The following is a 13,708-nucleotide window of genomic DNA, read 5'->3' as shown; positions in this document are numbered from 1 at the left end:
ACCCAAAGCCGCGACCCCCGCAAGTCAGGACCGGACATGGGATTAAAAGAAACCGACATCGGCCCCGTCTCCCGGGTCTGGGACCTGCCCGTGGCACTGGTCCTGCTGACGCGCCTGCCACTGCCGCGCCTGCCCGATCACGTCTTTGGGCACGGTGCACGTGCCGTCTGGGCCTATCCTCTTGTGGGCGCAATTCTGGGGCTGATTGCCAGCGCGCTTGCTGCGATCCTGAGCGTTTTCGGGCTGCCCTCCGCCATCGTGGCGGGCCTGTCCCTTGCGGCTCTGGTGATCCTGACGGGCGCGATGCACGAGGACGGGTTGGCCGACAGTGCGGATGGGCTTTGGGGTGGGTTCGATCCTGCCCGCCGCCTTGAGATTATGAAAGACAGCCGGACCGGGGCTTACGGCGTGCTGGCGCTGATCCTTGGCATGGGTCTGCGCTGGCTTGGATTTGCCGAAGCCGCGTGGACCGGGCTGATCACCGCCCTTGTGGTGTCGCGCGCGATGATGCCGGTGCTGATGCACGCCCTGCCCCATGCGCGCGAGGACGGGCTATCGCGCAGCGTGGGCGCGCCGGATATGGGGTCAGTGGGCGTGGGTGTCTTGCTTGCGGCGCTCTGCGCACTGATCTGTGCGGGGGGTGCCGGTCTGGTGGCGCTGATCATCGCAGTGCTTGTGACAGCACTGATCGGGAGCATCGCCAAGGCGAAACTTGGAGGTCAGACCGGCGACATCCTCGGGGCCACACAAATCATCACGGAAATCACCGTGCTGCTGACCCTTATCGCACTGACCCAATAAAAAAGCGCGCCCCGACCGGAGCGCGCTTCTCAAAAAACTGGGCCGTCAGATCAAGCCGCAACGCGGCTGGTCAACACATCCCCGATTTCCTTGGCCGCGGCCAATTCGTCCCCACCAGAGACCGCACCGACTTCGCGGGTCAACCGCTCGAGGGCCGCTTCATACAGTTGACGTTCGGAATAGCTTTGCTCGCGCTGATCGTCGGTGCGGTGCAGATCGCGCACCACTTCGGCAATGGCGATCAGATCGCCCGAGTTGATCTTTTGCTCGTATTCCTGCGCACGACGCGACCACATGGCCCGCTTGACCTTGGCCTTGCCCTTGAGGGTCTTCATCGCGTGGGCAATCACGTCGGGGCTCGACAGGGCGCGCATCCCGATATCGGTGGCCTTGTTCGTGGGCACCCGCAGGGTCATCTTGTCCTTCTCGAACGAGATCACAAACAGCTCAAGCGCAATGCCCGCGACCTCCTGGCTTTCGATGGACACGATCTGACCCACACCATGGGCCGGATAGACCACAAATTCGTTGGGGCGGAAGTCGAGTTTCTTAGATTTTGTCATTCCTGATCCTCATAAGACACTGGTCGTTCCCCGCGCTGGACCCTTTCAGACAGTCAAAACCGCATCAGGCGGGGCATGTCATGCCACGTCTTGCTGCGGGTCAGGGTCAAGATTTCATGCGCCCGCCGGAGTGAACGGCAGGTCGGGGACACGTCCGTTTGTCAATTGTGGGCAGAGCATAGCACAAAAAACGCCCTTCCGAAAGCTAACCTAAAGGAAACTTTCAAAAGCCGCTGTATTTCCAAGCTGTTGCGTCTCAATTTTCACGAGCAGGACAGGCGACGCGGCGGGTTCGAACCGATTCGGAGCCTAGCCCCCCTCGCCCGGCACTTCGGAGAACATCTCCATCTTGCCCTCTTTGCCGTCCATCTCTTCCGCGTTGGGCAGCGGGTCTTTCTTGGTGATGATGACAGGCCACATTTCGGAATATTTACGGTTGAACTCGACCCATTTTTCCATGTCCGGCTCGGTGTCGGGGCGGATCGCATCTGCAGGGCATTCCGGCTCGCACACACCGCAATCGATACACTCGTCGGGGTGGATCACCAGCATGTTCTCGCCCTCGTAAAAGCAATCCACGGGGCAGACTTCGACGCAGTCCGTGTATTTGCAGGCAATGCAGCTGTCGTTGACGATATAGGTCATGCGGGGGCTCGTCTCGTTTGGGTCAGCCGCCTAGCTAAATCAGCCATCCCGATCATTCAAGGTGGCGCGCGCGGGAAAGATCGCCTTGGCGTCTGTCGCGCTTTGTGGGGCGCCCTTTTCCCTCAAATCGCGGGTTTTCGGGAACGGGCGTTTCCTTTGGCGGCGGTGGGGGCGACATATCGGAATAAAGGGTTTGCGCCTCGGGGGCCGGACCGCGCCGTGTACCAAGCGCCACGACCTCGACGATGCGCACCACACGCCCTTGTGAAAAGGTCAGCACATCGCCCGGACTGATCGTGGTGGCGCGTTTGGTGACCCGCTCGCCATTCACCCGCACATTGCCTGCCCCCACCTGGGTGGCCGCCAGTGAGCGGGATTTGAAAAAGCGGGCAAACCACAGCCATTTGTCCAGCCGCAGCTTGTCCGCCGGGTCGCTCACTTATTTGCCGTCCTTGAGCCCCATGAGGGCTGCGGCGAACGGGTTGTCGGGGTCGATCGCCTTTTCCTTCCTGGGCGGACGGGCCGAGAAGTTTTGCGACTTGTCGCCCCCATCACGGCGTGACCCCTTGCCTTTGCCCTTGGGCTTGCCGCCGGGTGCGCCTTGCTTGCCACGGGGTTTGCCACCCTGTTGCGGACGACGGTTTGGCGCACTGCGCCCCCATGTGAAGGTGTAGAACACTTCCGTTTCGGGGCCAGCGACAGCGGCATCGGGGGCCGCACCGGGGGCAACCTCCGCCTCGGAGTTGACCGGGGTTTCGGCGGACACTTCGGGGCCGTCTGCGGGTTCTTCGATGATCGCTTCCGGGCCTGCATCCGCAATATCTGCGGCGTCGGGGGCAGGTACCGGCGTGGTTTCAGCCGTGGCCGGGGTCGCTTCAGGCGCATCCATAGCGGGCGTGTCCGGCGTTGCATCCTTGGCCACAACCGCGTCGGCAGGCTTCACCTTGTCGCGCTCGCCCTTCTCGGCCTTGTAGCCCAGCCCCTCCATCAGGGTCGCGAACTGCTCCAAGGTCATGCCGGTGATCGACAGCATGTCGGCTTTGGCCTCGAACCCGCCACGGGAATCCTCTGCCCGTAACATATCCGCCAGCCGTTCCAGCATATCGATACGGATCGCGCGGGTGCCAGCGTTGCGATAGCCCGACATCGTATCGACGCCTTGCGGGCCATCCGTCATCGCTGGAACCGTCACCAGACCGGGGGGCGGGCTTTCGGGAAATTCGCTCAGGCCCTGAGCCAGAGACCACAACACCAGACGCAGGCGCGTCGGGGCGGGTTTGAGAAGCAATGGCAAAAAAATGGTAAACTGGCCAAAACGGATGCCATGTTTGCGCAGCGCGCCACGGGCATCCTGATCCAACGCTTTGACATCATCAGCGACAGTGGCGCGGGGCAGCACGCCAAGCGCCTCGATCATGCGGAACGCGAACCCCTTGGCCAGACCATTCAATGTCTCGTCGCGCTGCATGTTCATCAGCGGTTCAAACAGGGCGGCGACCTTGCGGTCGATGAAATGCTGCAAGCGGCGCTGCACCTTCTGGGCAACCTCGGGGCCAGCCACATCGTCCACGAACACTTCGACCATGGGCTTGAGCGGCTCGGCACCCGCAACAAGCTTGCCCACCGCAGCAGAACCCCACATCAGCCCCCCCTGCTCGGTAAAGTCGATTTCGGTATCGGGCGCGTTGTAGAAGCGATCCGCGCGCAAATGGAATTGCGGAGCAAGCGCCTGCAAGGCAGCGGACTTGATCGTCTTGGCCTCGGCCGCACCTGCGCCCTTGTCTTGGCTAAAACGGAAGCCGTCCAATTTGCCGACGAACTCGCCTTCGACAGTCACTTCACCAGAATCGTTTACTTCGGCCACCATGGCTTCCTTCTGTCCTAGCCGGCGCAACAACACGGATGTGCGCCGATCTACAAATCTTTGAGTCAGTTTCTCGTGCAGAGCATCTGACAGTCGGTCTTCTACATGGCGCGTCTCGTCGCGCCAATGGCTTTCATCATCGACCCACCCTTTCCGCTGAGCCACGTAGGTCCAGGTGCGGATAAAGGCCAATCGCTTGCTGATCGCGTCGATATCGCCGTCGCTGCGGTCGATCCGTTTGATCTGGCGTGCCATCCAATCGTTTGGAATTGTGCCCCTTTCGTGGAGATACCGAAAGATAACGTCCAAGAGGTTTGAATGTTCCGCATGACTTATACCACGAAAGTCCGGCACACGGCACACATCCCACAACAAACGCACCGAAAGCGCATCCGTACAGCGCGCGCTGACCTCCGCATTTTCGGACAGGGACTTGAGCGACATGAGGTCATCGGCCTCACGCGCACGCACCAGCACGTCGTGATCGGGCGGAGCCTCAAGGCTGCGCACCAGTGCGTCGATGGTGCCGAATTGCAGCGCGTGATTGCGCCATTGCAGTTTGGAGAGTGGCGTGAACCGGTGATCCATGATCGCCTGCGCCGTGCCATCATCCAGGGGGCGCACATCGCCTGTCACCCCAAAGGTTCCGTCCTTCTGACCCCGCCCCGCACGCCCGGCAATCTGGGCCAGTTCGTTGGGGGCCAAGGGACGCATACGTCGTCCATCAAATTTCGTGAGGCTGGAAAAGGCCACGTGGTCGATATCAAGGTTGAGCCCCATGCCGATGGCATCTGTTGCGACCAAAAAGTCGACTTCGCCGTTCTGGTACATGTCGACTTGCGCATTCCGGGTGCGCGGGGACAGCGCGCCCATGACCACAGCCGCCCCGCCTTTTTGGCGGCGGATCAACTCGGCGATGGCGTAGACATTATCGACCGAGAACCCGACAATGGCGCTGCGCGGGCGCATCCGGCTGACTTTTTTCTGCCCCGAGTAGACCAGTTGCGACATGCGTTCACGGCGCATGTATTGCGCCTCGGGCACCAGCGCGCCGATAGGGCCGCGCATAGTGTCAGCCCCCAGAAACAGTGTCTCATGCAGGCCGCGGGCGCGCAGAAGACGGTCGGTAAAGACATGGCCCCGCTCGGGATCAGCACAAAGCTGGATTTCGTCAATGGCCAGAAAATCAACGCCCATGCCCTCGGGCATCGCCTCGACCGTGCAGACCCAATATTGCGTGCGGGGGGGCACAATCCGTTCCTCGCCGGTGACAAGGGCGACAACCGAGGGGCCGCGCAAGGCCACGATCCGATCATAGACCTCGCGCGCCAGCAACCGCAGCGGCAGACCGATGACACCGGTGCGGTGGCCCAGCATCCGTTCGATTGCATAGGTCGTTTTGCCTGTGTTGGTGGGGCCAAGAACTGCCACCACCCGCGCGTCGCCCGACATCGCACTTCTCCCGCTTGGCGGCCTCATCTGGTTCAGAGTTCGCGGCCGATGCCTTTGGCTTTGAGCTGCTCAAGCGCCTTGGTGGCGTTTTCGTGGTTGGGATGCAAGTCGAGGACCTGTTCAAAGGCCGAGCGGGCGCGGATAAAATCGCCAAATTCCTGCAACATCACGCCCAGACCAAAGATCGCGTTGTAATTGTCGGGGTTGAGGATCAGCGCGCGCTGCAAATCATCCAGCGCCGGGCCATACAGACCCTTCATGTAATAGGCGGTTGCGCGCGCATGCCAGCCTTCGGCAAAATCAGGCGCATGGTCAGTGACAGCCGTCAGATGTTCGATAGCGATGTCGGGATCTTCATCCTCCATCGCATCGCGGCCCCGGCGCAGCAGCATATCAAGGGCTGTTGAGCCCGATTGCGCCCACACCCGCTCGATCTCGCGGGTGAGGCGCATAGCCTCGGCTGGTTCGGCGGTGCGCAACGCTTCCTTCATCTCTTCCAGCGAAGATTGCGCCCCTGCGGGTAAGGAATTCCCTACTGTCAGTAAAAGTGCCGTGACGACAGGGTAGAGTTTGCGAAGTCGAGTGCCCATAGTTGTCAATGTAACAGGCAAACCTGCGAATTCCAGTAAGGCAGGCCAGCCAATCAACAAAAAGGCATCAAAGATGAGTGACACAGTAAACGAAGCCGTAACCGTTCTGAACGAAAAGCTGGCAGGCGCCGATTTTTCGGGCACCGCCAAATTCGACATTGATGGCGAAGGCGCTGTGATGATTGACGAAAACGGTGCGCGCGCCGCAGATGATGCAGCGGATGTGACCTTGTCGGCGGATGTCGAGACGTTCAAGGCGATCCTTGACGGCTCCACCAACCCCACTTCGGCCTTTATGACGGGCAAACTGAAAGTGGACGGTGACATGGGCATGGCGATGAAACTGGCGGCAGCTCTGGCCTGATGACCTTGCAGGCTGCTCCTCTCTTTTCCGACGCCGGCCCCGCACCACTGGGTGGGGCAGCCTACTGGACAACCGCCAAAGACGGGGTGCGCATCCGCATCGGGGTTTTTGCCCCTGATGCCCCCAAAGGGACGGTCCTGCTGTTTCCGGGGCGCACCGAATATGTGGAAAAATACAGCCCCGCCGCTGCCGATCTGGCCGCACGCGGCTTTGCCACCGTTGCGGTGGACTGGCGGGGGCAGGGCATTGCAGACCGCCTGCTGGATGATGGCCGCATCGGCCATGTCGAGATATTCACGGATTATCAGTACGACGTGGTTGCCGCCGTCGAGGCGGCCCGCAAGTTGAACCTGCCCGAGCCTTTCTTTCTGCTTGGTCACTCGATGGGCGGCTGCATCGGCCTGCGCGCCCTGCACGAAGGGCTGGATGTGGCAGCGGCCGCCTTTACCGGTCCGATGTGGGGCATCCGCATCTCGCCCCACCTGCGACCGGTGGCCTGGGCATTGGGGCGGGTCATGCCGGTCTTGGGTCAGGGCCACCGCCTGCCCCCCGGCACCATCATCGATTCCTATGTGCTGACAGCCCCTTTTGACGACAACATGCTCACCACCGATGTCGAGATGTACGACATGATGCGTACCCAGTTGCAGGCCCATCCCGAGATGGCCCTTGGCGGGCCCAGCTTTGTGTGGTTGCGCGAGGCGCTGGACGAAACCCTTGCGCTGGCGCAGATGCCCGCACCCAGTGTGCAATGCGACACGTTCCTCGGGTCCAACGAGCGGATTGTCCATATCGGCCGGATCGAGGCACGGATGGACAGTTGGTCCAACGGTGTCCTGCACATGATTGACGGGGGCGAGCATGAAGTGCTGATGGAAGACCCCGAGACCCGCACACATATCTTCGATACCCTGTGCGCACGGTTCGAAACCGCGGCCTGACGTTGGCGCGCGCGCTGTAACAGGCTAGGTTGGACCGCATGAGCGTGCTGACCTTTACCCCCGATGGCATCTATTGCGCGGCTGGCGATTTCTATATCGATCCGTGGCGACCTGTGCCGCGCGCGCTGATCACGCACGGGCATGCAGATCACGCGCGATGGGGGATGGGCAACTATCTGGCCACCGATATTGCAGCCCCCGTGATGCGACATCGGCTTGGGGACATTCCCCTTGAAACGATAACGTATGGCGAACAGCGCGTGATCGGGGATGCCACCGTGTCCTTCCACCCGGCGGGCCATGTCCCCGGCTCGGCCCAGATCCGGGTCGAGGTCGCAGGCGAGGTCTGGGTGGCCTCCGGCGACTACAAGGTCGTGGATGATGGGCTGTCCACCCCGTTCGAACCGATCAAATGTCACCATTTCATCACCGAAAGCACCTTTGGGCTGCCGGTCTTTCGCTGGCAGGATCAAGCGGACGTAGCCGCACAGATCAACACGTGGTGGTCGGTGTGCGCGGCGGCGGGCAAGACGGCATTTCTGGGGTGTTACGCTCTGGGCAAGGCGCAGCGGTTGATGGGCATGCTGAACCCCGAGATCGGCCCCATCCTGACCCACACCGCGATCGAGAACACCAATGCGGTAATGCGTGATCAGGGCATTAACCTCGCCAAGACGATACGCGCCGACGCAGACCTGACCCCCAAGGATCATCCCGGCGCATTGGTGCTGGCACCACCATCGGCGCTTGGCTCGGCCTGGGCGCGCAAATTCGGGGCACAGGAAACCGCCTTTGCAAGTGGCTGGATGGCTTTGCGCGGGATCAGGCGGCGGCGCGCAGGGGATCGTGGATTTGTGATTTCCGATCACGCAGATTGGGCCGGGTTGCTGTCTGCGATCAAAGCAACAGAGGCCGAAAATATATACGTGACGCATGGTTATACGGATATCTTCGCGCGCTACCTGAATGCCAAAGGCTGGAACGCCCAAGCCGTTCCAACCGAGTTCGGGGGCGACGAGGCCGAGGACGCGGCATGAAGGATTTCGCCGCGCTGTTCAACGCCATCGATCAATCCACCAAGACGACCGTGAAGGTCGCCGCCCTCGCCGACTATTTCGCAACCGCCGCCGAGAGTGACCGCGTCTGGACCATCGCGATCTTCTCCGGACGACGGCCCAAACGTGCCGTGACCACGACGCGACTGCGGGAATGGGCGGCAGAAGTGGCGGACATTCCGCTGTGGCTGTTCGAAGAAGCCTATCCCATCGTCGGTGATCTGGCCGAAACCATCGCACTGGTTTTGCCCCCGCCAGATCAAACCTCTGACCTGGGTTTAACGCATTGGATCAATACGTTGCGCGCCCTTACTGATGTTGATGAATCCGCGCGCAAAGTTGTCGTCCTTGAGGCATGGCGCAGCCTTGATCCCACGCAACGCTTCCTGTTCAACAAGCTGCTGACGGGTGGTTTCCGCATCGGCGTCAGTCAAAAGCTGATGACCCGCGCATTGGCCCGCGCCGCAGGCGGGGACGAGGCGGAAATGGCGCATCGTCTGATGGGCGACTGGAACCCCGCCGAGGTCACATGGCACAGCCTGATCGAAGCGGATGACCCGGCGGCCAACGCGTCGCGCCCTTATCCGTTCTACCTTGCCTATGCGCTTGAAGATGAGCCGGAAATCTTAGGTAATCCAAAGGATTGGCAGGCGGAGTGGAAGTGGGATGGCATCCGCGGCCAGCTGATCCTGCGCGATGGGCAGCACTTCGTCTGGTCGCGCGGCGAAGAGTTGATGACCGACCGCTTTCCAGAGTTGGCCCGTGCCCGCGATTTCATCCCCGATGGTACAGTGCTGGATGGCGAGATATTGGCATGGGGCGACGGCATCCCGCAAAACTTCAACGCCTTGCAAAGGCGGATCGGGCGCAAGACCGTGCCCAAAAAGCTGCTCAGGGACGCGCCCGTGATCCTCTACGCCTACGATCTGCTGGAATGGCAGGGGCAGGATATCCGCGACACACCCCAAAGGGAGCGCCGCACGCTGCTTGAAGCACTGTGCAAGGGCCTGCCCGAGGACGCACCCATCAAACTCTCGCCCACCGTCGCGTTCCACGACTGGACCGCCCTCGCCCAGGCCCGCAGCGACGCGCGCGAGGCCCAGGCCGAAGGGCTGATGCTCAAACGCCGCGACAGCCCCTACCTGACGGGGCGCAAGAAAGGCGACTGGTGGAAATGGAAGCTCGATCCGCTGACCATCGATGCCGTGATGATCTATGCACAGGCCGGGTCGGGACGGCGCGCCAATCTGTTCACCGACTTCACCTTTGCGGTCTGGAACGGCAACGACCTTGTGCCCTTCACCAAGGCCTATTCCGGCCTCACGGACAAAGAATTTCGCAAGATCACCGCATGGGTCAAAAAGAACACCGTGCAACGGTTTGGCCCCGTGCGCAGCGTGACGCCCCACCACGTCTTCGAGATCGCGTTCGAGGGGATACAGGCCTCCTCCCGCCATAAATCCGGCGTGGCATTGCGGTTTCCGCGCATGTCGCGCTGGCGCCATGACAAACCCCTGCAAGAGGCCAACAGCCTCGATGATCTGAACGAAATGCTGAAAACCTATGGATAATGCCGACCCGCCTTTCGCCCCCGCACCCCCGACACATCCATTGCCGCAGGGTGCGTGGGACGCGCATGTGCACATGCTTGGCGGCCCTCAACACCCCTTGTCACCAAACCGTGCGCAAAACCCGGCACCGGGGCACGACTTTGACGACTGGCTGGCCCTCTTGCGGGACCACCTTGCGGCATTGGGTTGTTCTCACGCACTGATCGTGCATTCGATCCTTTATGGCACGGACAATGCGGTCACCCATGATGCGGTCGCAGCACTCGGTGTCGATTTCAAGGGGGTGGGGCTGTTGCCCGACGGGGCTGGCCACAATGCGGTGCGTGCCCTGTCACGCGCCAATTGCGTGGCGGTGCGCCTGAACTACGTGCATGGCGGTGTGCTGACATGGGACGGGGCCAAGGCGATGGCCCCTCTGCTGGCCGACCAAGGCATGCACATCCAGATGCTGCTGCACGCCGACAAGCATATCGCTGAATTGGCCGACGACATCCGCGCCCTGCCCGTCCCACTGGTCATCGACCACTGCGGCTGGCCAACGACGCTTGCCTCCAATACCACCGCCATCGACACACTCTGCGCATTGCTGGCAGAGGGGCATATCCACATCAAGCTTTCCGCGCCCTACAGGCTCACGCGCGATATCTCACAAACGCACGCACTGATGCGGCGGCTGATCAAGGCCAATCCGGATCGGTGCCTCTGGGGGTCGGACTGGCCTCATATCATGCTGGGTGATGCCAGGATGCCGCGCGCGGCGACCCTGGCCGATGACCTATATGCGATCACCACCGCCAAGGAACGCCAGAAAATCCTTATCAACACACCCAACACGCTCTTCCTGCCCTGATCCCTTTCATCTTGCCGGATAAACTCCGGGGGTCTGGGGGCTGGCCCCCAATCTGTCGGCGCGCACATGCGCGTCGAAACAGACGGCATCACCCTTGCCCCCGCAGGCCCACACCCATACCTAAGGGGCAACACAACACGAGGTTTTTCACGATGCTGCACCTGCCTTTCCCCGTTCGCGACGCTGCCACCCAATCCGGGGGCGAGCCGTTGGGCAATCTGCCAGAATGGAACCTTGATGACCTTTATGCCAGCGAAACCGCGCCCGAACTCAAGCGCGACCTCGATTGGCTGGAAGGTGCCTGCACCAGCTTTGCCACCGACTATGAGGGCAAGCTCGACCAACTGGACGCCAAAGGGTTGCTGGACTGTATTGAGCGACAGGAACGGATCAACCAGATCGCCGGGCGGATCATGTCCTTTGCGGGCCTGCGCTATTACCAACTGACCACGGATGCAGGCCGGGCCAAATTCATGTCCGATTGCCAGGAAAAAATCACCAACTTCACCACCCCGCTCGTGTTCTTCACGCTGGAACTCAACCGGTTGGAAGACGACCACCTCGATAAGGCCATGGCCGAAAACGCGGATCTGGCGCGCTACAAACCGATCTTTGACAAGATCCGGGCGATGAAGCCGCACCAGCTCTCGGACGAGATGGAGAAATTCATGCACGACCTCGGCGTCGTCGGCGACGCCTGGGAGCGGCTCTTTGACGAAACCATCGCCGGGCTGGAATTCAACATCGACGGAGACGTGCTCAACATCGAGGGCACGCTGAACTTCCTTACCGATCCTGACCGCAAGAAGCGCGAAACCGCCGCGCGCGAACTGGCCGAAGTGTTCTCGGGCAACATCAAGACCTTTGCGCGGGTGCACAACACCCAAGCCAAGGAAAAGGAAATCATCGACCGCTGGCGCGGCATGCCCACAGCGCAGACCGGGCGGCATCTGTCCAATCAGGTCGAACCCGAAGTGGTCGAGGCATTGCGCAACGCCGTTGTGGCCGCCTACCCCAAACTCAGCCACCGCTATTATGAACTGAAACGCAAATGGCTGGGGCTGGAACGGATGCAGATCTGGGACCGCAACGCGCCGCTGCCCATGGAAGACCCTAGGATCGTGAACTGGGACGAGGCCGAAAAGACCGTGATGGACGCCTACAGCGCATTCGATCCGCGCATGGGCGAACTGGCGCAGCCGTTTTTCAACAAAGGCTGGATCGATGCGGGTGTGAAACCGGGCAAGGCCCCAGGGGCATTTGCGCATCCCACGGTCACGGATGTGCATCCTTACGTGATGCTGAACTACCTTGGCAAACCGCGCGACGTGATGACGCTGGCCCACGAACTGGGCCACGGCGTCCACCAGGTGCTGGCCGCAGGACAAGGCGAGATGCTGTCCTCGACCCCGCTGACGCTGGCTGAAACGGCTTCGGTCTTCGGCGAAATGCTGACCTTCCGCAAAATGCTCGACGGGGCCGAAACCCCTGCACAGCGCAAGGTGATGCTGGCGGGCAAGGTCGAGGACATGATCAACACCGTCGTACGCCAGATCGCGTTCTACGACTTTGAGTGCAAGCTGCACGAGGCACGCCGGGGCGGTGAATTGACGCCCGAAGATATCAACGCGCTCTGGATGTCGGTGCAGGCGGAATCGCTTGGGCCCGCTTTTGATTTCATGGAAGGATACGAGACCTTCTGGGCCTATATCCCCCACTTCGTACACTCGCCCTTTTACGTCTACGCCTATGCGTTTGGCGACGGGCTGGTGAACGCGCTCTACTCGGTCTATGCCGACGGTGCAGACGGGTTTGAGGACAAGTATTTCGACATGCTGAAAGCGGGCGGTTCCAAGCACCACAAAGAGCTGCTGGCCCCCTTCGGACTTGATGCCTCCGACCCGACCTTCTGGGACAGGGGGCTGTCGATGATCTCAGGCTTTATTGATGAATTGGAAGCGATGGAGGAGTAGCGGGCAGGAAAGGCCGCAATACATCGCGGGCCTGAAACGGCGACGAGAATATGTGTACGAATGGCCGGGCTGTGGGTGTGGTTTCAACTGATCGCCGCAACACAGGCTTCAAATTTCTCTGCTGGGGTTTGGTATTGCAAGGTCTTTCTAGGCCGCTCGTTGAGCTGGCGAGCGACGGCGCTGAGTTTGGCTTGGCTACAGCCTGATATGTCAGTGCCTTTGGGGAAGTATTGGCGAAGCAGCCGGTTCGTGTTCTCGTTGCTACCGCGTTGCCACGAGGACTGTGGATCACAAAAGAAGACGTCGATCTTTGTGGCCATGGTGAACTTCGCATGCCCTGCCATCTCAGATCCTCGGTCCCAGGTCAGCGACCGATACAGCTCTTTGGGCAGTTTGCGTGCCTGCTTGATCAGGGCCGCGACAACACTCTGGGTGTCCTTGTTCTCGACTTTGGCCAGCATCACAAATCGGGAATGGCGCTCCGCGAGTGTGGCGATGTAGCTGTTGTTGGAGCCAACGATCAGGTCGCCTTCCCAGTGTCCCGGCACGGCCCGATCCTCGACCTCAGGAGGGCGTTCACTGATCGGGATCGCATCCTTGATCTTGCGCAGCTTCAACCCTTTCTGGGTCACGTGCCGTGACCGCCTGATGGCACGCGGGCTGCACAAACATTCCTGCAGTTCTTTCTTCAAGACCCCACGGGTTTGCACATAAAGGCTGCGGTAGATCGTTTCGTGGGACACGCGATGCAGCTCCTCGTCGGGGTGTTTCCGCTTGAGCCAACCGGCAATCTGCTGCGGTGACCATTTCCGACGCAACTTGCGTGCGATCAGTTGGCACAAAGGATCGTTGAATGCCAGCTTACATGAGCGGTTTCAACGGGTCGACGCAACACTTTAGTCTTTTGGCAAAGATGGGGTGTAAGTTGTGGCCTATCGAACGCGGATATTTTTCACAGACGGGCAGAAGTCGGAGATCTGGGATCGGTGGCAACGCGGAGAATCGATGAGCTCGATTGGGCGGCGCCTTGATCGAGCCT

At 60.9% G+C, this 13,708-nt stretch carries 12 protein-coding genes and 1 pseudogene; 7 read left to right on the top strand and 6 right to left on the bottom strand.

All coding sequences use genetic code 11. The annotated features are described in order from the left end of the window. Nucleotides 1-36 precede the first annotated feature (36 nt). Entirely contained in the window at nucleotides 37-801 is a 765-nt protein-coding gene (gene cobS / locus Q0859_RS20475) for an adenosylcobinamide-GDP ribazoletransferase (protein WP_299154834.1), read from the top strand. Nucleotides 802-851: 50 nt separating this feature from the next. Here the strand turns inward: cobS and Q0859_RS20470 are convergent, their stop codons facing one another. The 5 genes from Q0859_RS20470 to Q0859_RS20450 all read right to left on the bottom strand — a co-directional run bounded on the left by Q0859_RS20470 (nucleotide 852) and on the right by Q0859_RS20450 (nucleotide 5,915). Next, nucleotides 852-1,364: a CarD family transcriptional regulator gene (locus tag Q0859_RS20470; protein ID WP_299154831.1), complete on the bottom strand. Its 513-nt coding sequence runs from the start codon at nucleotides 1,362-1,364 to the stop codon at nucleotides 852-854. 309 nt (nucleotides 1,365-1,673) lie between these two features. Then, nucleotides 1,674-2,009 (bottom strand): ferredoxin FdxA, encoded by a 336-nt coding sequence (gene fdxA / locus Q0859_RS20465; protein WP_299154829.1) that lies wholly within the window; start codon nucleotides 2,007-2,009, stop codon nucleotides 1,674-1,676. A gap of 52 nt (nucleotides 2,010-2,061) precedes the next feature. Continuing rightward, nucleotides 2,062-2,448: an RNA-binding S4 domain-containing protein gene (locus tag Q0859_RS20460; RefSeq protein WP_299154827.1), complete on the bottom strand. Its 387-nt coding sequence runs from the start codon at nucleotides 2,446-2,448 to the stop codon at nucleotides 2,062-2,064. Beyond that, nucleotides 2,449-5,325 (bottom strand): helicase-related protein, encoded by a 2,877-nt coding sequence (locus Q0859_RS20455; protein WP_299154825.1) that lies wholly within the window; start codon nucleotides 5,323-5,325, stop codon nucleotides 2,449-2,451. A 32-nt stretch (nucleotides 5,326-5,357) separates the two neighbouring features. Further along, the gene (locus Q0859_RS20450) at nucleotides 5,358-5,915 is read right to left on the bottom strand and encodes a tetratricopeptide repeat protein (protein ID WP_299154822.1); all 558 of its coding nucleotides are present in this window, start codon (nucleotides 5,913-5,915) and stop codon (nucleotides 5,358-5,360) included. A 73-nt stretch (nucleotides 5,916-5,988) separates the two neighbouring features. Between Q0859_RS20450 and Q0859_RS20445 the strand changes: the two genes are divergently transcribed. The 6 genes from Q0859_RS20445 (at nucleotide 5,989) to Q0859_RS20420 (ending at nucleotide 12,669) form a co-directional block, all read left to right on the top strand. Next, complete coding sequence (locus tag Q0859_RS20445) at nucleotides 5,989-6,279, top strand: SCP2 sterol-binding domain-containing protein (RefSeq protein ID WP_299154819.1); 291 nt, start codon at nucleotides 5,989-5,991, stop codon at nucleotides 6,277-6,279. Then, the gene (locus Q0859_RS20440; RefSeq protein ID WP_299154816.1) at nucleotides 6,279-7,220 is read left to right on the top strand and encodes an alpha/beta hydrolase; all 942 of its coding nucleotides are present in this window, start codon (nucleotides 6,279-6,281) and stop codon (nucleotides 7,218-7,220) included. Before Q0859_RS20445 ends, Q0859_RS20440 begins: the two co-directional genes overlap by 1 nt. 38 nt (nucleotides 7,221-7,258) lie before the next feature. Next, entirely contained in the window at nucleotides 7,259-8,257 is a 999-nt protein-coding gene (locus Q0859_RS20435) for a ligase-associated DNA damage response exonuclease (protein ID WP_299154814.1), read from the top strand. Then, nucleotides 8,254-9,846, top strand: coding sequence for an ATP-dependent DNA ligase (locus tag Q0859_RS20430; protein ID WP_299154813.1), 1,593 nt, complete (start codon nucleotides 8,254-8,256; stop codon nucleotides 9,844-9,846). Before Q0859_RS20435 ends, Q0859_RS20430 begins: the two co-directional genes overlap by 4 nt. After that, on the top strand, nucleotides 9,839-10,696 hold the full coding sequence (locus tag Q0859_RS20425) for an amidohydrolase family protein (protein WP_299154811.1): 858 nt from the start codon (nucleotides 9,839-9,841) through the stop codon (nucleotides 10,694-10,696). Before Q0859_RS20430 ends, Q0859_RS20425 begins: the two co-directional genes overlap by 8 nt. Before the next feature lie 152 nt (nucleotides 10,697-10,848). Next, nucleotides 10,849-12,669: a M3 family oligoendopeptidase gene (locus tag Q0859_RS20420; RefSeq protein ID WP_299154810.1), complete on the top strand. Its 1,821-nt coding sequence runs from the start codon at nucleotides 10,849-10,851 to the stop codon at nucleotides 12,667-12,669. A gap of 83 nt (nucleotides 12,670-12,752) precedes the next feature. On the opposite strand, the pseudogene Q0859_RS20415 reads toward Q0859_RS20420, so the two are convergent. Then, a pseudogene (locus Q0859_RS20415) lies at nucleotides 12,753-13,535 on the bottom strand (IS30 family transposase); the annotation flags it as partial. Between the last annotated feature and the right edge of the window lie 173 nt (nucleotides 13,536-13,708).

Origin of the sequence: uncultured Tateyamaria sp. (genome assembly GCF_947497045.1) — a bacterium.
GTDB lineage: Bacteria > Pseudomonadota > Alphaproteobacteria > Rhodobacterales > Rhodobacteraceae > Tateyamaria.
This window is presented reverse-complemented; position numbering and strand designations above follow the sequence as displayed.

Excerpts from the sequence above, each read along its gene's own strand:
- Q0859_RS20445 (WP_299154819.1), top strand. The coding sequence starts at position 5,989 with ATGAGTGACACAGTAAACGAAGCCGTAACCGTTCTGAACGAAAAGCTG.
- Q0859_RS20420 (WP_299154810.1), top strand. The coding sequence starts at position 10,849 with ATGCTGCACCTGCCTTTCCCCGTTCGCGACGCTGCCACCCAATCCGGG.
- Q0859_RS20470 (WP_299154831.1), bottom strand. The coding sequence starts at position 1,364 with ATGACAAAATCTAAGAAACTCGACTTCCGCCCCAACGAATTTGTGGTC.
- Q0859_RS20430 (WP_299154813.1), top strand. The coding sequence starts at position 8,254 with ATGAAGGATTTCGCCGCGCTGTTCAACGCCATCGATCAATCCACCAAG.
- Q0859_RS20440 (WP_299154816.1), top strand. The coding sequence starts at position 6,279 with ATGACCTTGCAGGCTGCTCCTCTCTTTTCCGACGCCGGCCCCGCACCA.
- Q0859_RS20425 (WP_299154811.1), top strand. The coding sequence starts at position 9,839 with ATGGATAATGCCGACCCGCCTTTCGCCCCCGCACCCCCGACACATCCA.
- Q0859_RS20455 (WP_299154825.1), bottom strand. The coding sequence starts at position 5,325 with ATGTCGGGCGACGCGCGGGTGGTGGCAGTTCTTGGCCCCACCAACACA.
- Q0859_RS20450 (WP_299154822.1), bottom strand. The coding sequence starts at position 5,915 with ATGGGCACTCGACTTCGCAAACTCTACCCTGTCGTCACGGCACTTTTA.
- cobS (WP_299154834.1), top strand. The coding sequence starts at position 37 with ATGGGATTAAAAGAAACCGACATCGGCCCCGTCTCCCGGGTCTGGGAC.
- Q0859_RS20435 (WP_299154814.1), top strand. The coding sequence starts at position 7,259 with ATGAGCGTGCTGACCTTTACCCCCGATGGCATCTATTGCGCGGCTGGC.
- fdxA (WP_299154829.1), bottom strand. The coding sequence starts at position 2,009 with ATGACCTATATCGTCAACGACAGCTGCATTGCCTGCAAATACACGGAC.